We start from the raw sequence: 19,960 nt of genomic DNA, 5'->3' as shown, positions 1-19,960 counted from the left end.
TTTTAAAAAATGCACTGTTTTACTAAAACAATGTCACAATCGGGTAATAAATTCATTAAGTAAATGAGTCTGATTAATCTTTTGCCACAAAAAATCAATGAAGAGTTAAGAAGCAAATCCTTACTCAAAGTTATTTCAGGATTGAATAATTTCGATGTTCAATCGGTGAAAATAATTGTTGAGGCTGCTTCATTAGGAGGTGCAGATCTTGTCGATATTGCTTGTAAACCTGATCTTGTTGATTTAGCACTTAAGAATTCAACACTACCCGTGTGTGTTAGTTCAGTCGTGCCTCGATCTTTTCAAGATTCTGTAAAAGCAGGAGCATCATTAATTGAGATAGGAAATTACGATACTTTTTATGAAAAAGGTATTAATTTTTCAGATAAAAAAGTTTTAAGCATTACAAAAGAGACGAGGGATTTATTGCCTAATGTTCCTTTATCAGTAACTGTTCCTCATACTATGCCTATTGATAAACAAGTTGATCTTGCTGTAAAGCTAGTGGAAGAAGGTGTTGATATTATTCAAACTGAAGGTGGGACTAGTTCTACTCCTTACTCTCCAGGAATTCAAGGCTTTTTTGAAAAATCAGTACCAACTCTTGCAGCTACCTATGCTATTCATCGAGAATTTAAGAAACAATCTCTGAATATACCAATTATGAGCGCCTCTGGATTAAGCCAAGTAACTTGTCCATTAGCAATATCCTCTGGAGCCTCAGCAGTTGGCGTTGGATCTGTAGTTAATAAATTAGATGATTTAATATCAATGATTGCGGTTGTTAGGGGCTTAAAAGAATCTTTGAAAAATTCAATAATCGGAGAAAAAATTTCTTAGTATAGCATTATCCTTTAGCTATTAGTTTGATGAGTAACTATAAGCTTCAAGCTCCTTACGAACCAAATGGAGATCAACCAGAAGCTATTAAAAAATTAGTTAAAGGCGTTAATAAGGGTAAAGAGTTTCAGACTCTTTTAGGAGCTACTGGAACTGGTAAAACATTTACCATTGCGAATGTAATTCAACAAACAGGAAGGCCAGCACTTGTATTAGCCCATAACAAAACGTTAGCCGCACAACTATGTAATGAATTAAGGGAATTTTTTCCAAAAAATGCTGTTGAATACTTCATTTCTTACTACGATTATTATCAACCTGAAGCTTATGTCCCAGTAAGTGATACGTACATAGCAAAAACTGCTTCAATTAATGAAGAAATAGATATGCTCAGGCATTCTGCAACACGCTCTTTATTTGAAAGGAAAGATGTAATTGTTGTAGCCTCTATAAGTTGCATCTATGGTCTGGGTATACCAAGTGAATATTTAAAAGCTGCAGTTAAATTCGAAGTTGGAAAATCTATCAACCTACGTTCTTCTTTAAGATCTCTTGTTCAAAATCAATATACAAGAAATGATATTGAAATTACTAGAGGTAGATTCAGAATTAAAGGCGATGTTTTAGAAATTGGTCCAGCCTATGAAGATAGATTAATAAGAATCGAATTATTTGGTGAAGAAGTTGAGGCTATTAGATATGTTGACCCTACTACTGGAGAAATACTTGAAAGTTTAGAACAAGTAAGTGTTTACCCCGCGAAGCATTTTGTTACTCCAAAAGAAAGACTTGAGAGTGCAATCAGTGCAATTAGAAGTGAATTAAAAACTCAACTCGATAAATTTACATACGAGGGAAAATTATTAGAGGCTCAACGTTTAGAACAACGCACAAAATATGATTTAGAAATGCTGAAAGAGGTTGGTTATTGTAATGGGGTTGAGAATTATGCTCGTCATTTATCAGGCAGGGAGGAAGGGTCACCCCCAGAATGTTTAATAGATTACTTTCCTGATGATTGGTTGTTAGTAGTTGATGAAAGTCATGTAACATGCCCTCAACTTCATGCTATGTACAACGGTGATCAATCTAGAAAAAAAGTTTTAATAGATCATGGCTTTAGACTGCCAAGTGCTGCAGATAATAGACCTTTAAAATGCGAAGAGTTTTGGGAAAAATCAAAACAGACATTATTTATAAGTGCAACTCCTGGTCAATGGGAATTAGATCAATGTGATGGTGAATTTATTGAGCAAGTTATAAGACCAACTGGGGTATTAGACCCTGTGATTGATGTAAGACCTAGTGAGGGCCAAATAGAAGACCTTTTATCTGAAATAAGGATTAGAGCTGAAAAGAATCAAAGAGTGCTAGTTACAACACTTACTAAGAGAATGGCAGAAGATCTAACTGATTTTTTATCTGACAATAAAGTAAGAGTTAGATATTTGCATTCCGAAATTCATTCAATTGAAAGAATTGAAATTATTCAAGACCTTAGAATAGGCGAATATGATGTTTTGGTAGGAGTTAATTTATTAAGAGAGGGACTAGATCTTCCTGAAGTATCCTTAGTTGCCATTTTAGATGCTGATAAAGAAGGTTTTCTAAGAGCAGAAAGGTCATTGATTCAAACAATAGGAAGAGCTGCAAGACATGTTGAAGGTGTTGCCTTGCTTTATGCAGATAACTTCACAGATTCAATGAAAAAAGCAATATCTGAAACTGAAAGAAGAAGAACTATTCAAAAGACATATAACCAAGTCCATGGTATTACTCCAAAACCTGCAGGCAAAAAAATAGAAAATTCGATATTATCTTTTTTAGAACTTTCCAGAAAATTAGATGCTAATGGTTTATCTAAAGATTTAATTAATATAGTAAATAACAAAACTGACGCTATTCTTAATTCTAATGATAATCAATGTTTGCTAGAAGAATTGCCTGATTTAATAGAAAAGTTAGAAATTAAAATGAAGGATGCTGCAAAAGAGTTAAATTTTGAAGAGGCAGCAAATTTGCGGGATAGAATCAAAAAATTAAGACAAAAATTGGCAAGAAATAATTAAAAAAAATTTATTTTTCTAATTCGAAATGATTATGAATAGCATTCACTGCTTTGTCACAATCTTTTTCTAAGACAATACATGAAGTTCTGATTTCACTAGTAGCAATCATTTCAATATTAATATTTTGATCAGCCAATGCTCTAAATATTTTTCCAGCCGTTCCAACTTTGAATGCCATTCCTGCTCCAACAGTACTTACTTTGGCTATAGAAGGGCCATCTTCAATGTATGATCCAGGTAATTTTTTTGTTATGGCCTCAAAAACTAAGTTAGCTTTTTCTCTATCTTGTTTATTCATTGTAAGACTAATATCCTTAGTTTTTGAAGAGGAAATTCTTTCAGACTGCACGATAGTATCGAAAAGTAAATTATTTTCAGCTAATGCTAAACATATTGATGCTGCTACCCCTGGACGATCAGGCAGTTTACGAAAACTTACTTGAACTTGATTTTTATCTAATGCAATTCCTCTTACTTCAGGTTGATCTTGTATTTCGCTGATTGGATTAACAAATATTTGTGTATCGGATAACTTAAATTTCTCAGCAACAAATCTAATAGTTTTTGGAATATTATTAATTTCAATAACGCAGCTGACTTTAATTTCACTAGTAGCTATTAACCTGACATTTATATTAGCTTGAGATAAAGTATCAAATAAATCAGCTGAAACACTAGGTCTGCCCATAATGCCCGCTCCTTGTATACTTAATTTAGTCATGTTTGTTTTTAGATTATATTCTCCTCCTAATTGACTAGTTATAAGTTCACATTGTTCTGCAGTCTTTTTAACTTCTAATTCACTAACAGTAAATGTAATATCGTTATTATTTCCATCATTTGTAGCTTGTATTATTAGATCTACATTAATACTCACTTCTGAAAGCTTTTCAAATATTTGTGCAGCAATCCCAGGCCTATCAGGAATATTTGAGAGACTGAATACTGCTTGGTTTTCTAATACTTCAAGACTATTGACTGTTTTTGTTAATTCTAAGCTTCCCCTTTTTAGCGCTAGAGGTTGGATTTGACTTTCTAGGAGAGTTCCACTTGAATCACTTTGGCTTGATTTGACACATAATTTAATTCCATAATTGCGTGCAATTTCTACTGCTCTTGGATGCAGAACTGAAGCACCGACACTTGCAAGTTCAAGCATTTCTTCACAGCTAATTTCATCTAAGAGTTTTGCATTCGGAACAATTCTTGGATCAGTAGTAAGAACACCTGGAACGTCTGTATAAATTTCGCAAGTCTCAGCGCCTAAAGCTGTTGATAAAGCTACTGCGGAAGTATCTGAACCGCCTCTACCCAAAGTTGTAATTTCCATGGAACCAGTATGGCTTAATGTTGTTCCTTGAAATCCAGCCACTACAACCACAAAACCCTGATTTATATAATTTTGGATTCTTTCCGTTTTGATATCCAGAATTCTTGCTTTCCCATGAATTGATTCAGTAATAATTCCAACTTGGCTTCCTGTCATTGAAATTGCAGGTATTCCATATTCGTTTAATGCCATTGAGAGAAGAGCTATGGTTACTTGCTCTCCAGTTGAGAGAAGCATATCCAATTCTCTTCGATTAGGATTTTTGCTAATTGATTCTGCTAAACAATTTAAATCATCTGTAGTTTGCCCCATTGCGGAGACAACTACGACAATTTCATTTCCTGCTTCTTTACTTTGACAAATGTTATTTGCAATATTTTTTATTTTTTTAATATCACCGACAGAAGTACCGCCAAATTTTTTTACTAGTAAAGCCATATTTAAATCATAATGTAAATTCTTAAACTTATAATTTGGTTAACTTAAATTAATTAAATTCTCTGTAAAAACATTTATAGGATTATTACCTTGTTTGAGTAATGATTCAATATCTAATAAATTACTCATTAAATTTATTAAATATTCTTGTGATACATTTTTGACTTTTTTACGAATAAAAAAAATTCTTTTTGGATTAGAAATGCCTGCAAGATTGCAAATCTTCTCTGCATTATCATTTTCTGAATTAACTGCTAATTTTACAATTGTATGAATTCTTATCTGACTAATTAAACCTGCATTTAGTCTTAAGGGAGGCTCTCCTTTCTGTAAGGAATAATTTATTTCAATAAGGCTTTCATTAATATTTTTTTGTAAGAGCAGATCGATGATTTTGAAAATGTTGGATTGATGATCACTAAATATTTTTTTTACATCAATACTGTTGAGAAAAAGTTGTGAATTCAAATCACTTGTTACTGCAGAAAGGTATGTTTTTGCTTTAGCTAATTCGTTTATTAATTTAAAGCTATCATTCCCAACAGAATCAATAATTAACTCTACTGCATTTTTATCAATTTTAATATTCATTTCATTTGCTGCATCTTCTAAGAATCTTTTTTGTCCCTCATAGTCCCAGATTTCTGGTAAAGAAAATGATTTTTCTTTGGCTAAATTATTTTTGATAAGTTTTTGTAAAAATTTAGTACTCTTTAGTCGTGAGTCTGGTTTTTTTGTATTTTGCAAAATGAAATAAGTATTTTGAGGTATATTGTTATGAATTTTTTCAAATTTAATTCTTAAATCTTCATTTTTTGCGGTAAAAATTGGATTATTTTTCAATGTAACTATTCTGTATCCATTTCCAAAAGGAGGAGAAAGAACTTCATCAAAAGCTTTATTGACTTGCTCATTATCATCTCCATTTAAATTACTTACGTTGATTTCCTTCCATTCTTTGGATACTTCGTTATCAATTAATTTTTGAATAAATGTATTTTGAGCATTTAGATCATTTCCCCATAATATTTGTATTGGCATAATCGCTCAATAAAAACCATATATTAACTATGATTACTTCTAACACAAATTAAATTTAATGGTAATAGATCATCCAATATTTTTGGAAAGCATCAGATTTATAAGATCTCATTTAGGAGCCAATGATCTAAATTATTTGGAAAAAAAAGTTTTAGAGAGATTAGTCCATACTTCAGGAGATTTTTCAGTTCAAAATCTTATTAATTTTAGTGAAGGGGCTTGCGAAAAGGGGCTTCAAGCACTTAAAAATGGTGCTCCGATTTTAACTGATACTGATATGGCTGCAGCAGCTATAAAATCTATGGCAGAGAATACCAATAGGAATAAAGTATTCACTGCGAGTATGTGGTTTGGAGAAAATAAGCACGTAGAGTTAACTAAAACTGCATTTGGCTTAAGTGAAGGTTGGAAGGAGTTATCTGCTATACATTCTGGAAGGCAATCACCTATTATAGTTATTGGCAGTTCGCCTACAGCTTTAACTTATTTAATTGATATTTTAGAGAATGGAAAAGATTTACCTAGTTTAATTATCGGAATGCCCGTTGGATTTATTGGAGTAGAGAAAAGCAAAAACAAACTGATTTCTACTGATTTTCCTAGGATAGTTTTGAATTCAACTAGAGGGGGTGCTGCCATGGCAGCTGCTGCAGTTAACGCCTTGTTGAGGGAAACTATTTAAAAAGTATTTATCTTTTAAAAATGTCAAAACTCTAATGCATATCATAATTTAATTTATTATTCTCTTCTAAAGAATTTAAAACTGATTTTGCTTTTTCTATAACTTCTTTTGGAACTCCTGCTAATTTAGCTGCTTCTATACCGTAGCTTTTGTTTGAGCCCCCTTTGACAATCCTATGACTAAAAATTAGCTGATCGTTATTTTGTTCTACTAAAACTTGAAAATTTTGTATATTCTTATTTGAATTTTTTAAATAATTCAGCTCATGATAGTGCGTAGCAAAAATAGTATTGCATTGAATTTTCTTTGCAAGATATTCACTTACTGACCAAGCTATTGATAGTCCATCAAAAGTAGAAGTTCCTCTACCAATCTCATCAAGTAAAACAAGTGAGCTAGAGGTTGCTTGATTTAAAATTGATGCAGTTTCAGACATTTCTACCATAAATGTTGATTGTCCAGATGATTGATCATCAACCGCCCCAATTCTTGTGAAAATCCTATCTGCAATCTTGATTTCAGCATTATTAGCAGGAATAAAGCTACCAATTTGTGCGAGAATTTGAATCAACCCAAGTTGTCTTATAAAGCAACTTTTTCCGCTTGCATTGGGACCGGTTAATATAATTAATTTTTGATTATCATCAAAAGAGATATCGTTCGCTATAAATTTTTTATCATTTAACAATTGCTCAACAATTGGATTTCTTCCTGCGATAATTTTTGTACTATTTTTTGTCTTTGTATCATTTATTGGTATTAATGAAGGCTTTATAAAATTGTTTTCTACCGAAGTAATTGATAAACCAAGCAATGCATCAAGAGATGCTATAGATTTTGCGATTGATCTTATTTGTTTTGTTTTTTCAGCAACTATATTTCTTAATTCGCAGAAAATTTCATATTCTCTTGATGAAGCTCTACTTTTTATTTGAAAAATCTTATTTTCTTTATTTTTAATTTCTGAAGTGATATACCTTTCTTCATTAGTGAGTGTTTGCCTTTTGATCCAATGTTGTGGAGCTAAATTAACTTTTGATTTATTTATAGAAATGTAGTAACCAAAATTTTTATGAAATTGAATTTTTAGGTTTGAAATTTTGCTAATTTTTCTTTCTTTTAATTCCTCTTGATTTAACCACTCTGAGTAATCATCCATTAAATTACGTAAACCATCTAATACATTGTCAACACCATCGTGGATCATTCCTCCTTCACTAATATTTAGAGGAGGATTTTCTATTAGTTTAAAACTTATGGTGTCAGCTAATTCTAAGAGTCCTGCATCAATATTTTTTAATTGATTAGTCCAATCTGGGACATCATATTTAAATAATTCAATTATAGATTTTATTTTAGGCAATTTTTTTAAACCTTCCGCTATTGCAATTAAGTCTCTAGGACTTGCATGACCTGCACAAGCTCTGCCAGCAAGTCTTTCTAAATCCCCCATTGCTCGAAGTAGATTTTGGGTATCTATGCGTAATTGTCTTGATTCAATAAAGTTTTTAATTATATTTTGTCTTTTATAAATTTCATTAACGTTTAATAATGGTGAATCTATCCACCTTCTTAAACACCTCGCACCCATGCAAGTATAAGTTCTATCAATGCTCCATAGTAGCGAACCTACATAATTATTTTCTCGTTGTGTATTTTTGATTTCTAAGTTCTTTTGAGTTTGATAATCAATGATTAATTTGTTGTGACCAAATTGAATTTGTGGAAAGTCTAATGAGATTTTTACAGAAGAATCTTTATCTAAATTTGAAGGATTAATTTTTTCTAAATAATTTAATAAACCTCCAAGAGATCTAGTCGCATTATTTAAATTTTTAAGTCCTATTCCTTCTAGGTTTGCAATTTGGAAATATTTTTTTATTAGATAATTTGCTTCATTAATGCCAAAATTTGTCTCTTGAGAAACAGTATATGTTATTTGACTATTTCCTTTAATTAATAAATTTCTTACTTCATTGCTTCCTACAATGATTTCTGAAGAATCTAATTTAATAATTTCATCAAATAGTTTTGGCAGAGATCGACCTTCTAAAGTTATTAATTCTCCTGTGCTTACATCAGCTTTTGAAATACCCCATTCATAAGATTCATCTGAGTTTTCTTCTGCTAAGAAAATAGCAGTAATCCAATTATTTTTCTTTGCTATCAACATCCCCTCTTCAATTACAGTTCCCGGAGTAATTATTCTTGTTATTCCTCTTTTAATTGGAGTCCCGTAATTGCCAGAACTTTTTTCTAATTGGTCGCATATAACTACAGAATAATTTTTTTTAATTAAATCAGCACAGTATCTCTCCATTGCATGATAAGGAACCCCTGCCATCGGGATCTTACCAATCTCTTTGCCAGCATCTTTACTGGTAAGTGTTATTTCTAAAAGGTTAGATATTAATACAGCATCTTCAAAAAAACATTCAAAAAAATCTCCTAATCTATAAAGTAATAACCTATCTTTATTTTCCTCTTTTAGAGTTACATAATGCTTCATTACAGGAGTTAATTTCAGTTTTGAAACTGTTTTATAGCTATAAGATTCTTCATTGATGCAAACATTTTTGTTATTTGAAATTAAATCAGTCTTAAATTTATTGATTAAATTAGTTGAATTTTTTCTTTGTCTAGGTCTTTTTTTTGATTCTTTTTTTAAATCTTCCCAAGATAAATCTTCTGGAATTTTTGTGATTTCTTCTTGCTCATTATTTTCATTACCAATCGCAAATAAATTCTTTTGAATTATCGTATCTTCTTGCATACTTTTTTAATTCCTAAATAGATATTAGGTAGAAATTTTTTTTTTGCATTTAAAGTGGCTAAAGTATGTAAATTTTCTCTAAAAATTATCATTTTCATGAGATTATAGTATTTATAATGATTTGAAACCTAAGACTGAATTATGCAAGCTGTTAACTTTTTCTTCGTAAATGCTTTATTATTTGCTTCTTTAATTGCGGTAGTTGGAGTACCCGTTTTATATGTGACTCAACCTTCTACTGAGGAAGGACAGCGAGAAAGTAGGAGAAAAATTTATTCTATTGCAGCTGTTTGGGTTGTTTTGGTTTTCGTTACAGGAATTGTTTCTTCATTAGTTTGAACTTAACACCTTTTCGTGAGAGTCTATTAATATATCGAAGTAAAATTTAATGGCTATTTTTGAGGGATCTTTTACTAATGCATCTACTTTAAAAGTTGGGATTGTAATAGCAAGATTTAATGATTTAATTACAAATAAAGTTTTATCGGGCTGTCTTGATTGTTTAAAAAGACATGGTTTAGATACTTCTGACTCAAGCAATCAAGTAGATATAGTTTGGGTTCCTGGTTCATTCGAATTACCAATCGCAGCTAAAACCCTCATGAAAAAAAAGAGTTATGACGTTGTAATTGCACTTGGAGCTGTGATCCGTGGGGAAACTTCCCACTATGATGTAGTTATATCTGAGGCGAGCAAAGGTATTTCACAAGTTTCATATGAAAATAATGTTCCAATTATTTTTGGAGTTTTGACTACTGATACTATGCAGCAGGCTCTAGAAAGAGCAGGGATTAAAAATAATCTTGGCTGGAATTATGCTTTACAAGCAATTGAGATGGGATCCTTGATTAAAAATTTAAATTAATTGAGAAAATTTAATTATTTCTATCATAGATCCCTTCTTTGAGATAAAATAAAGAAGTTATGCGGATGTAGCTCAGTGGTAGAGCATCTCCTTGCCAAGGAGAATGTCGAGAGTTCGAATCTCTTCATCCGCTTTTAATGTTTGTATCCCCTAAAGTATTTACAATAATGAGTTTGTAATGACAAGAGTAATTTCTATTGACGATTTAAAAGGATTATTTACTAAACCTTATGGTACGGATGCACCAACAAAACAAAAATGGGCTGAATTTTATAATGAGAATGTGATTTTTGTAGACCCAACGCAGGAAACTGAGGGGTTAGATTCTTATATTAAAGCTCAAGAAAAGCTAGTTAAAAGATGTGATGATGTTTTTTTAGAAACTCATGCGATTTCCATAACTGGAAATTGTGGATTTGTTGAATGGACAATGGGTTTAAAAATTATGGGTAAAGAATTTATTTATCCTGGAACTACTCGTTTATTATTTGGCGAAAATGGATTAATAAAAGAGCATAGAGATTACTTTGATTTTTGCGGACCAACTTTTGGACCAGTTCCTATTTTAGGTCCCTTTATAAGATGGCTTTATAGTAAATTTGTTTCCTAATTTTCCTAAGAAATTTAATTTTTTTATTTAAGCTTTATTTTAAAAGAGAAAAGTTTTTATATTTCACGAATTAACAAATTTTGAGAAGTAACTTCTTTGAAATCAAGTTGCGAATAAAATAATTTTTTATTAGTCGTCATTAAATATAATTTCTTTGTATTTTTAATTTTTTTAGAAGATAAAAGATTTTTTATAATTAATTTCCCAAAACCTTTTCCTTGATGATTTTTATCTATAACAATATCCCAAAGCACTCCACGGTAAATTCCGTCAGTTAAAGCTCTTCCAAAGCCAACTATTTCGTTGCCCACCCAGAGACTTATGACAACATCACTATTAGCAAGACACTTCTTTAGTTCATTAACTTTTCTATTTTTTGCCCAGAAGGTATTATTATCTAATAATTTTTTTAGCTTTTTTAATCCACTAGTAGGTTTTAGATTAGGACCTAAGCCAAAAAATCTCAATCCAAAAGCTCCTTTAGAATGGTTGATTATAGATATTTCTTTCATTTGTTAAAAATGTTTTAGAAAAGTGAAAGATAATTAGGTTATCTTTTTGATTTCAATTTAAATACCTTATACCTTAGTTCATCATTTCTATAAAATTTAAAAGAAATATTCATTCTTCATTCTGTTGTAACGCACTAATTTATAATGTTTGTAATAGGATGAATTTTTAAAGGACTGTTACTTATGCTAAAACTTTTGTTGGGTGACCCGAATACACGAAAGTTAAAGCGCTATCAACCAATAGTGGAAGAGATAAATTTTTTAGAAGAGTCAATTTCTAAATTAACGGATGATGAGTTGAGAAGAGAAACCCATAATCTTAAATCAAAAATTTCAGCAGAATTAGATATTAAAAAACAAAAGGGACTTTTAGAAGAATTCCTTCCTAAAGCATTTGCAATTGTCCGGGAAGCAAGTAAAAGAGTACTTGGCATGAGACATTTTGATGTTCAGTTAATAGGCGGGATGGTTTTACATGAGTGTCAAATAGCTGAGATGAAGACTGGAGAAGGGAAAACTCTTGTCGCAACATTACCCTGTTATTTAAATGCTCTAACTGGAAAAGGCGTTCATGTTGTTACTGTAAATGATTATTTAGCTAGAAGAGATGCTGAGTGGATGGGACAAGTTCATCGTTTTTTGGGTTTGTCGGTTGGTTTGATTCAGCAAGATATGAGTCCAGTTGAGAGAAAGCAAAATTACGAATGTGATATAACTTATGCCACGAATTCCGAATTAGGATTTGATTATCTAAGAGATAATATGTCCACTGATATTAATGAGGTAGTCCAAAGAAGATTCAATTACTGTGTCATTGATGAGGTCGATTCAATACTAATTGATGAAGCTAGAACACCTTTAATCATTTCTGGACAAGTTGAAAGACCTCAAGAAAAATATAAAAAAGCATCAGAATTAGCTTTAGCACTAGTTAAGGCAAAAGAGTTAAGTAAAGATGGCATTGATCCAGAAGGGGATTATGAAGTTGATGAAAAACAAAGAAGTTGTATTCTTACTGATCAGGGTTTTGCTAAATGTGAAGAATATTTGGGAGTAGAGGATTTATATAATCCTCAAGATCCTTGGGCACATTACATCACAAATGCATTAAAAGCTAAAGAATTATTTATCAAAGACGTAAATTATATTATTAAAAATGATGAGGCTGTAATAGTCGATGAGTTTACTGGAAGGGTAATGCCTGGAAGAAGGTGGAGTGATGGACAACATCAAGCAATAGAAGCAAAAGAGAGTCTTAAAATTCAGCCTGAAACTCAAACATTAGCATCTATCACTTATCAAAATTTTTTCCTCTTATATCCCGGTTTAGCAGGTATGACAGGAACTGCAAAAACTGAAGAGGTTGAATTTGAGAAAACATATAAATTAGAATCAACAGTTATACCGACAAATCAAATAAGGAAGAGGCAAGATTGGTCTGATCAAGTTTTTAAGACAGAGATGGGTAAATGGAAAGCTGTTGCTAAAGAAACTATACAAATTCATAGACAAGGTAGACCCGTGTTAGTTGGTACAACAAGTGTTGAAAAAAGTGAGTTATTAAGTTCATTATTAGCAGGAGAAAACATCCCGCATAATCTTTTAAACGCTAAACCTGAGAACGTTGAACGTGAGGCGGAAATTGTTGCTCAGGCAGGAAGAGCAGGTGCTGTTACTATTGCTACTAATATGGCTGGAAGAGGAACAGATATAATTCTTGGCGGTAATAGTGATTATATGGCAAGACTTAAATTGAAAGAAATTTTAATACCTTTACTAGTAAAACCAGATAATGAGCATAAGCCACCCATCCCTAAACAAAGAAGTACAAAAGCTAAGGGTGGGTTTTCTTCAAAATTGGGATCAAATTTGAAAAAAAATATTTCAAGTTCATCAACGAGTCTTTTCCCTTGCAAATTAGATGAAGGAATTGAAAAGAAGCTTTCTCTTTTATCTAATAAACTTGTCGAGAATTGGGGAGATAGACAACTTTCCGTCTTAGAGCTAGATGACAGGATAGCTACAGCTGCAGAAAAAGCTCCTACCGAGGATAACTCGATAGAGCTTTTGAGAGAATCTTTATCAGAGGTTAAAGAAGAATATGAAAAAGTTTTGATTCATGAAGAGGAAAAAGTTAGAAATGCTGGTGGTTTACACGTCATTGGTACAGAGAGACATGAATCAAGAAGAGTTGATAATCAACTTAGAGGAAGAGCAGGAAGACAAGGTGATCTTGGAAGTACCAGATTCTTTTTATCTTTAGAAGATAATCTATTAAGAATTTTTGGAGGCGATAGGGTAGCAAACCTAATGAATGCATTTAGGGTTGATGAAGATATGCCTATTGAGTCAGGAATGCTTACTAGGTCTTTAGAAAGTGCTCAAAAGAAAGTAGAGACCTATTATTACGATATTAGAAAACAAGTGTTTGAGTATGATGAGGTAATGAATAATCAAAGAAAAGCAGTATATTCTGAAAGGCTAAGAGTTTTGCAAGGAATTGATTTAAAGAGGCAAGTAATAGGATATGGAGAAAGAACAATGAGTGAAATTGTAGAGGCTTATATTAATCCTGATCTTCCTCCTGAAGAATGGAATATTGATCAATTAATTTCTAAAGTTAAAGAATTTATTTATTTATTAGACGATCTTAAAGCGGATGATGTCAATTTATTGTCAATAGATGAATTGAAAAACTATCTTCAGGAGCAGTTACGAATTGCTTATGATTTAAAGGAATCACAAATTGAAAAGATTCGTCCAGGATTAATGAGAGAAGCTGAAAGATTTTTTATTTTGCAGCAAATTGATAATTTGTGGCGTGAACACCTTCAATCTATGGACTCTTTAAGGGAATCTGTTGGATTGAGAGGTTATGGACAAAAAGACCCTTTAATAGAGTATAAAAACGAAGGTTATGATATGTTTTTAGAAATGATGACAAATATGAGACGAAATGTGATTTATTCAATGTTTATGTTTCAACCTAAAACTGACAGAGATGATGAGAAATAAATTAATACTTAATCATCTCCAAGAAATTCTATGATTTCTTTATCTTTTATATTTTGAGCATTTCCTAGTTTAGAGATATCAATAGATTCTGAGTTAGCTAGACATTGTAGTGTTTTTTGTAATTTAAGAATTTCATTTTCAAGTAAATCAATTCTATCCATTAAATTTTTTATCACATTAGCTTCTGCATCTGGCAGGGCGGAGTGAGCTAGTGGATTAACTTTGACACCACTTTGATGTACTACCCTGCCAGGAACCCCGACTACAGTGCTATTACTCTCTACATTACGAACAACTACTGAACCTGCACCAATACGTGTATTTGTTCCTACAGTAATAGATCCAAGAACTTTTGCACCAGCGCCAACGACAACATTTTCCATCAAGGTTGGGTGTCTTTTCCCATGACTTTTACCCGTACCTCCCAATGTCACTCCCTGATAAAGCAAACAATTATTTCCTATTTCAGCTGTTTCACCAATTACAACTCCCATTCCATGATCTATGAAAACCCTTTTCCCAATTTTGGCCCCAGGATGGATTTCAATACCTGTTAATGTCCTATTTAGATGACTTAATAAACGGGGAATTAACGGAATTTTTAATTTCCATAATTTATGAGTAAACCTATGAATAACTATTGATTGAAAACCAGGGTAGCAAAGAAAAATCTCCAATATTCCACGAGCTGCAGGATCTCTTTCTTTGATAATTTCTATATCTGATTTAAAAGTTTTTAGTATCATGATCATAGTCTAATTAAGAACTCCAATTTCTTTTTTTAGTTGATTTATTGTTTCTATACTCAAATAATTTTTAGCGCATATGATATGAGGTAATCTAATGAGCTGGGATCGATTTTTTAATAATGTATTTTCCACAACTGATAAACTAGGACCATCACAAACTATGTGGCTTGAAGTCTTTAGAAGCGATAATAGTCTACTGTTATTATCTGATATTGCAGTCATAAGCATTAATTCATTACCACGCATGCTGTGTATGATAACTTCCGCTGCTCTTAATAAACCAGGACTAATGCTGACAATACCAACACAACTTCCAGCATTTAATTCTTTTAGAATTTTCAATTCTTTTTGAAAGTCACTAAGGTCAACAGCAATAGCTCGCACTCCGTATTGCTTAGCAACTTTTTCTAGAGGCTGTAAAAAATATCTGCTTGTCACAATAGTCCCATTATTAGAACTACTCAAAACTTTTTCTAATTCTTCCATAGGGACAACTTCAACTGGTACATTTATTTTTGGAGAGAGGTCCTCTGCTATTAGCATGGAAGCTCCTATATCCTCTCTAGGAGTACTAACAATTATTCTTGCTCCGCACTTAATACGCCAATCAATTTCATTAGTAAATATTTCTCTTGTTTCTTGTAAGGTGCATCCAAGATTTATGAAATTGTCAATAGCCTTTTTTGCTTCTTGATCTGGAGGCTTACTTTTTTTGCCTTTTGAGTAAATTGATTTTTTAAAGTCTTTTTTTGTGAGATTATCTCTTACATAGATACCTGATCCAGCTATTGCTTCAACAACCCCATCTATTTCAAGCTGTCTATAAACCTTGCTAATGGTATTTCGATGTAGTCCAGTTTGCATTGCGAGTTGCCTTGTACTTGGAAGCCTGTGACCTGGAGGATAGTGCCTTGCTGCTATTGCAAAGCAAATTTGATTATAAAGTTGTGTCGAAGACGGAATATCACTTTCTTGTTGAATATGAAATTTCACTTTTAAAATCCTGACTAATTAATATTTATTTATAGTGACACTTTAACATTCGGCATACTTCTAGATAGAAATTTCTTACTCTGAATCTTTTTTAATAAGAGGAGTTTTTCTAGGGCTTAAAAACATAATCATATTTCTTCCTTCTCTTTTTGGTTTTTGTTGTACTTCTGATTGCTCCTCTAAATCATTAGCCATTTTTAAAAGAAGTGTTTCAGCTAAATTTGAGTGTTGAATTTCTCTACCCCTAAAAATCACAGTGCATTTTACTTTATCTCCTGATTTTAAAAATTTAGTAGCTTGCCCTATTCGTACGTCATAGTCATGCTTATCAATTTTGTATCTCATTTTTACTTCTTTAACTTCTGTTTGATGAGATTTCTTTCTTGCTTCTTTTGCTTTCTTTTCTTGTTCAAATTTATATTTACCATAATCCATAATTCTACAGACAGGAGGATTTGCTTTTTCGCTTACTAAAACCAAATCAAGTTCTCTCTGAGAGGCTATTTCTAACGCTTGTAATCTATCTATTACTCCTAATTGTTTTCCATCTGAATCAACGACTCTCAATTGAGGGTATTTTATTCTTTCATTTATATTTGGGAGCTCTCTGACTGGAGCGCGGCGGTCAAAGCGTGGGCGTGGTGGCATTCAGTTTAGTTAATAAGTAGTTTTGATGATGAAAAATCTATTATTCTTAAAGTTAGCCTAAAAAAGACTCTATTTTAATTATTGCATCTTTTAGCAGGTTTTTGTTACTAAGCCAAAGAGGATTATTTTTATTACGAAACCAAGTTTTTTGTCTTTTTGCAAATTGGTTCGTTTTTATAGCGGTTAATTCTATTGCTTTATCAATAGTTAAATGGTTATTTAAAACATCTTTTGCTTCACAATAACCAATTGTTTTTAATATGGGCAAATCAGAGCCATATTGACAAATTAGTTGTTGCGTCTCTTCAATAATTCCAGATAAAAACATATTTTTTGTTCTTTGTATAATTCTTTCTCTTAAGTTATCTCTATCTAATCCAAGTTCTAGTATTTCCCATTCAGGCGGTTTTTGAACTTGTTGACTTGATAAAGGTTTACCCGTTACGTAGAAGACTTCTAAAGCTCTTATTGTTCTAATGCGATCAGCATAATTAATTGTTTTTGTTGATATTGGATCACAATTTTTTAAAAGTTCCCAACATTTTCTCTGCCCAACTGTTTCTAATTGTCTTCTCAAATTCTTTTGTGGAGGAACATTTGGTACAAAAAAACCTTTTGTTATTGAGTTCATATATAAACCACTCCCTCCAACAAGAAAGGGGATCAATTTTTTCTCAATTTCTTTTTGTATTGATTTTTTAGCAATTTCTTGAAATTGTTTTACATTAATTGGATTAACAGGTTCTTTGATATCTATTAAAAAATGCTCTATTTTTTTTTGTTGATTCTCAGATGGTTTTGCTGTGCCAATATCCATATACTTATAAACTTGTCTTGAATCAATATTATGTATGCGAGTTTTTAAATATTCTGCAATTTCAATAGCTAATTCTGTTTTACCACTTGCTGTGGGTCCAATTAAAACTATTACACGAGGTTTATTAGAAGACATATAATTTTCTGAAGAAAAATCGATTAGCTATATAATTAAAGAAATTAAATTTTCCATAGACTTCGAGCCTTTCTCTTATTGCAATGGTAAGTTTAATAAAAGGACTTTTAAAAAATATTTTTTAAAAGTTTAATTTTTTTTTATATTAAATGAGTGAGGACAAAAGATCTAATAAAATATCAAGCGACTATGGTGCAGAACAGATTCAGGTTTTAGAGGGTTTAGAACCTGTTCGTAAACGTCCTGGAATGTATATAGGTTCTACAGGTCCTAGAGGTTTACATCATTTAGTATATGAAGTTGTCGATAACTCAGTTGACGAAGCACTAGCTGGACATTGTGATCATATAGAAATAGTTCTTCGAGCAGATGGATCAGCTTTAATCTCTGACAATGGAAGAGGTATTCCAACAGATATTCATCAAAAGACTGGTAAAAGCGCTTTAGAAACTGTACTGACTGTTCTTCACGCGGGAGGTAAATTCGGAAGTGGCGGCTATAAAGTTTCAGGCGGCTTACATGGAGTAGGAATATCTGTAGTTAATGCATTAAGCGAGTGGGTTGATGTAACTGTTTATCGGGATAGCAACGAGTTCCAGCAAAGATTTGAAAAAGGTGTATCAAAAGGAGTATTGCAAACAAAAAAGCAGTCAGCAAAACCTTTCAAAAAAGGAACAACTATTTGTTTCAAACCTGATAAAACCATTTTTACTGGAGGAATAGAATTTGAATATGCTCTTCTCTCATCAAGATTAAGAGAACTCGCTTATCTTAATGGCGGCGTAAAAATTGTTTTCAGAGATGAGAGAAATGAATTATCAGATGGCTCTTTTAAAGAGGAAATTTACTTTTATCAAGGAGGTATCAGAGAATATGTTCAATATATAAATGCAGAAAAGGAGTCAATTCATCCTGAGATAATTTATGTTGACTCACAAAAAGACAACGTTTATGTAGAAGCAGCTTTGCAATGGTGTTCAGATGTTTATTCAGATAATATTTTAGGATTTGCAAATAATATTAGAACTGTTGATGGAGGTACTCATATTGAAGGATTAAAGACTGTTTTGACAAGAACTTTCAATACTCTTGCTAAAAAGAGAGGCAAAAGAAAAGACATTGAAAAAAATTTAGCTGGAGAAAATATAAGGGAGGGCTTGACGGTAGTTTTATCAGTAAAAGTTCCCGATCCCGAATTTGAAGGCCAAACAAAAACAAAATTAGGGAATCCTGAAGTAAGAGGGATTGTTGATTCTCTGATCGGGGAGGCTCTTACTAAATATATGGAGTTCAATCCTGGAATTTTGGATTTGATTCTTGAAAAAGCTATTCAATCATTTAATGCAGCAGAAGCTGCAAGAAGGGCTAGAGAATTAGTTAGAAGGAAAAGTGTTCTTGAAAGTTCAACTCTACCGGGTAAATTAGCAGATTGTAGTTCTAGGGATCCCTCACAATCAGAAATTTATATCGTTGAAGGAGATTCTGCTGGAGGCTCGGCAAAACAAGGTAGAGATAGAAACTTTCAGGCTATTTTGCCTTTAAGAGGAAAAATTCTTAATATTGAAAAAACTGATGATTCTAAAATATACAAAAATACAGAAATTCAGTCATTAATAACAGCTCTAGGATTAGGAATAAAAGGTGAAGAGTTCGATACCAATTCTTTGAGATATCACAGAGTAGTAATTATGACAGATGCTGATGTCGATGGAGCTCATATTAGAACATTATTATTGACATTTTTTTATAGATATCAGAGAGAACTTGTTGAAAGAGGTTTTATATATATAGCTTGCCCTCCTCTTTATAAAGTAGAAAGAGGAAAAAATCATAAATACTGTTATAACGAGAATCAATTAAAGGATACAATTAAAGGTTTCGGAGAAAATGCCAACTACAATATCCAAAGATTTAAAGGTTTAGGTGAGATGATGCCAAAACAATTATGGGACACAACAATGAATCCTCAGACTAGGATGATGAAGAGGGTTGAGATAGAAGATGCATTTGAAGCTGACAGAATATTTAATATATTGATGGGAGATAAAGTTGCTCCACGAAGAGAGTTTATTGAAACTCATAGTAGTAACTTAGATATGGCAACTTTAGATATATGATAAACAATCTGCTAAAGAATATTTGCTTAATTATCTTTGCATTAATTGGTCCTATAACCCTTCCTGCTGGAGGGATCCAAAAAAATTTAAATCAAGATAATTTGCTTAATAGTACCAAAGAAATTATATTAAACTCGAAAGCTTCTCTTTATTCTTTTCCAAAAATAGATGCTAAAAAGTTAATGGTTTTAGATTCAGGGACTTCAATTACAATACTACGTAACTGGAAAGTTAATGAAAAAGAAATTTGGCTTAGGGTGGAATTAGCTTCTAATAAAATACTAGATGATCCAAATAAGATTTTGAAAGGCTGGATAAAAATGTAA

General features: G+C 31.9%; 17 protein-coding genes and 1 tRNA gene. 10 read left to right on the top strand and 8 right to left on the bottom strand.

Translation table 11 applies throughout. The annotated features are described in order from the left end of the window. Positions 1-63: 63 nt before the first annotated feature. A complete protein-coding gene (locus tag EV01_RS05070; RefSeq protein WP_032517980.1) occupies positions 64-840 on the top strand; it encodes a DUF561 domain-containing protein in 777 nt (258 codons plus the stop codon). A 29-nt stretch (positions 841-869) separates the two neighbouring features. Continuing rightward, on the top strand, positions 870-2,909 hold the full coding sequence (gene uvrB, locus EV01_RS05075) for an excinuclease ABC subunit UvrB (RefSeq protein ID WP_032517978.1): 2,040 nt from the start codon (positions 870-872) through the stop codon (positions 2,907-2,909). A 7-nt stretch (positions 2,910-2,916) separates the two neighbouring features. On the opposite strand, the gene EV01_RS05080 is transcribed toward uvrB, so the two are convergent. Together EV01_RS05080 and holA are read right to left on the bottom strand one after the other, a co-directional pair. Beyond that, positions 2,917-4,677 carry an aspartate kinase gene (locus EV01_RS05080; protein WP_032517977.1) on the bottom strand — a complete coding sequence of 587 codons (1,761 nt, stop codon included), beginning with the start codon at positions 4,675-4,677 and terminating at the stop codon, positions 2,917-2,919. 39 nt (positions 4,678-4,716) lie between these two features. Next, on the bottom strand, positions 4,717-5,718 hold the full coding sequence (gene holA, locus EV01_RS05085; protein ID WP_032517976.1) for a DNA polymerase III subunit delta: 1,002 nt from the start codon (positions 5,716-5,718) through the stop codon (positions 4,717-4,719). A gap of 58 nt (positions 5,719-5,776) precedes the next feature. Here holA and EV01_RS05090 point away from each other — a divergent pair, with 58 nt between their 5' ends. Then, entirely contained in the window at positions 5,777-6,400 is a 624-nt protein-coding gene (locus tag EV01_RS05090) for a precorrin-8X methylmutase (protein ID WP_032517975.1), read from the top strand. A gap of 31 nt (positions 6,401-6,431) precedes the next feature. Here EV01_RS05090 and mutS read toward each other — a convergent pair whose 3' ends face one another. Continuing rightward, positions 6,432-9,173 carry a DNA mismatch repair protein MutS gene (gene mutS / locus EV01_RS05095; RefSeq protein ID WP_032517974.1) on the bottom strand — a complete coding sequence of 914 codons (2,742 nt, stop codon included), beginning with the start codon at positions 9,171-9,173 and terminating at the stop codon, positions 6,432-6,434. A gap of 141 nt (positions 9,174-9,314) precedes the next feature. Here mutS and psbZ point away from each other — a divergent pair, with 141 nt between their 5' ends. From psbZ to EV01_RS05115, 4 genes are all read left to right on the top strand, one after another. Further along, entirely contained in the window at positions 9,315-9,512 is a 198-nt protein-coding gene (gene psbZ / locus EV01_RS05100) for a photosystem II reaction center protein PsbZ (RefSeq protein ID WP_002807211.1), read from the top strand. Between the two features lie 49 nt (positions 9,513-9,561). Next, positions 9,562-10,038 carry a 6,7-dimethyl-8-ribityllumazine synthase gene (gene ribH / locus EV01_RS05105; protein ID WP_032517973.1) on the top strand — a complete coding sequence of 159 codons (477 nt, stop codon included), beginning with the start codon at positions 9,562-9,564 and terminating at the stop codon, positions 10,036-10,038. Positions 10,039-10,099: 61 nt separating this feature from the next. Then, positions 10,100-10,171, top strand: a tRNA-Gly gene (locus EV01_RS05110). Between the two features lie 45 nt (positions 10,172-10,216). Beyond that, entirely contained in the window at positions 10,217-10,648 is a 432-nt protein-coding gene (locus EV01_RS05115; RefSeq protein WP_032517972.1) for a nuclear transport factor 2 family protein, read from the top strand. Positions 10,649-10,704: 56 nt separating this feature from the next. Here the strand turns inward: EV01_RS05115 and EV01_RS05120 are convergent, their stop codons facing one another. Further along, positions 10,705-11,160, bottom strand: a complete 456-nt coding sequence (locus tag EV01_RS05120) for a GNAT family N-acetyltransferase (RefSeq protein WP_032517971.1) — start codon at positions 11,158-11,160, stop codon at positions 10,705-10,707. Between the two features lie 183 nt (positions 11,161-11,343). Between EV01_RS05120 and secA the strand changes: the two genes are divergently transcribed. Further along, positions 11,344-14,175 carry a preprotein translocase subunit SecA gene (gene secA, locus EV01_RS05125; RefSeq protein ID WP_072013472.1) on the top strand — a complete coding sequence of 944 codons (2,832 nt, stop codon included), beginning with the start codon at positions 11,344-11,346 and terminating at the stop codon, positions 14,173-14,175. 8 nt (positions 14,176-14,183) lie between these two features. On the opposite strand, the gene cysE is transcribed toward secA, so the two are convergent. The 4 genes from cysE to miaA all read right to left on the bottom strand — a co-directional run bounded on the left by cysE (position 14,184) and on the right by miaA (position 17,517). Beyond that, entirely contained in the window at positions 14,184-14,918 is a 735-nt protein-coding gene (gene cysE, locus EV01_RS05130; protein WP_032518081.1) for a serine O-acetyltransferase, read from the bottom strand. 12 nt (positions 14,919-14,930) lie between these two features. After that, on the bottom strand, positions 14,931-15,917 hold the full coding sequence (locus EV01_RS05135; RefSeq protein ID WP_032517970.1) for a GntR family transcriptional regulator: 987 nt from the start codon (positions 15,915-15,917) through the stop codon (positions 14,931-14,933). Between the two features lie 75 nt (positions 15,918-15,992). Next, positions 15,993-16,565: a translation initiation factor IF-3 gene (infC, locus tag EV01_RS05140; RefSeq protein ID WP_032517969.1), complete on the bottom strand. Its 573-nt coding sequence runs from the start codon at positions 16,563-16,565 to the stop codon at positions 15,993-15,995. A 52-nt stretch (positions 16,566-16,617) separates the two neighbouring features. Next, a complete protein-coding gene (gene miaA / locus EV01_RS05145) occupies positions 16,618-17,517 on the bottom strand; it encodes a tRNA (adenosine(37)-N6)-dimethylallyltransferase MiaA (protein WP_032517968.1) in 900 nt (299 codons plus the stop codon). Positions 17,518-17,666: 149 nt separating this feature from the next. Here miaA and gyrB point away from each other — a divergent pair, with 149 nt between their 5' ends. Next, positions 17,667-19,634, top strand: a complete 1,968-nt coding sequence (gene gyrB / locus EV01_RS05150; protein ID WP_032518508.1) for a DNA topoisomerase (ATP-hydrolyzing) subunit B — start codon at positions 17,667-17,669, stop codon at positions 19,632-19,634. Next, a complete protein-coding gene (locus tag EV01_RS05155; RefSeq protein ID WP_032517966.1) occupies positions 19,631-19,960 on the top strand; it encodes a hypothetical protein in 330 nt (109 codons plus the stop codon). The genes gyrB and EV01_RS05155 overlap by 4 nt, the downstream gene beginning before the upstream one ends.

This window comes from Prochlorococcus marinus str. MIT 9401 (assembly GCF_000760095.1).
GTDB lineage: Bacteria > Cyanobacteriota > Cyanobacteriia > PCC-6307 > Cyanobiaceae > Prochlorococcus_A > Prochlorococcus_A marinus_I.
The sequence above is the reverse complement of the archived record's forward strand: the minus strand, read 5'-3'. Positions and strand labels throughout refer to the sequence as shown.

What these genes read in the sequence shown, in the direction of transcription:
- EV01_RS05090 (WP_032517975.1), top strand. Translation starts at nt 5,777, where the DNA reads ATGGTAATAGATCATCCAATATTTTTGGAAAGCATCAGATTTATAAGA.
- mutS (WP_032517974.1), bottom strand. Translation starts at nt 9,173, where the DNA reads ATGCAAGAAGATACGATAATTCAAAAGAATTTATTTGCGATTGGTAAT.
- EV01_RS05120 (WP_032517971.1), bottom strand. Translation starts at nt 11,160, where the DNA reads ATGAAAGAAATATCTATAATCAACCATTCTAAAGGAGCTTTTGGATTG.
- secA (WP_072013472.1), top strand. Translation starts at nt 11,344, where the DNA reads ATGCTAAAACTTTTGTTGGGTGACCCGAATACACGAAAGTTAAAGCGC.
- uvrB (WP_032517978.1), top strand. Translation starts at nt 870, where the DNA reads ATGAGTAACTATAAGCTTCAAGCTCCTTACGAACCAAATGGAGATCAA.
- EV01_RS05080 (WP_032517977.1), bottom strand. Translation starts at nt 4,677, where the DNA reads ATGGCTTTACTAGTAAAAAAATTTGGCGGTACTTCTGTCGGTGATATT.
- EV01_RS05115 (WP_032517972.1), top strand. Translation starts at nt 10,217, where the DNA reads ATGACAAGAGTAATTTCTATTGACGATTTAAAAGGATTATTTACTAAA.
- EV01_RS05155 (WP_032517966.1), top strand. Translation starts at nt 19,631, where the DNA reads ATGATAAACAATCTGCTAAAGAATATTTGCTTAATTATCTTTGCATTA.
- ribH (WP_032517973.1), top strand. Translation starts at nt 9,562, where the DNA reads ATGGCTATTTTTGAGGGATCTTTTACTAATGCATCTACTTTAAAAGTT.
- holA (WP_032517976.1), bottom strand. Translation starts at nt 5,718, where the DNA reads ATGCCAATACAAATATTATGGGGAAATGATCTAAATGCTCAAAATACA.
- gyrB (WP_032518508.1), top strand. Translation starts at nt 17,667, where the DNA reads ATGAGTGAGGACAAAAGATCTAATAAAATATCAAGCGACTATGGTGCA.
- infC (WP_032517969.1), bottom strand. Translation starts at nt 16,565, where the DNA reads ATGCCACCACGCCCACGCTTTGACCGCCGCGCTCCAGTCAGAGAGCTC.
- miaA (WP_032517968.1), bottom strand. Translation starts at nt 17,517, where the DNA reads ATGTCTTCTAATAAACCTCGTGTAATAGTTTTAATTGGACCCACAGCA.
- psbZ (WP_002807211.1), top strand. Translation starts at nt 9,315, where the DNA reads ATGCAAGCTGTTAACTTTTTCTTCGTAAATGCTTTATTATTTGCTTCT.
- EV01_RS05070 (WP_032517980.1), top strand. Translation starts at nt 64, where the DNA reads ATGAGTCTGATTAATCTTTTGCCACAAAAAATCAATGAAGAGTTAAGA.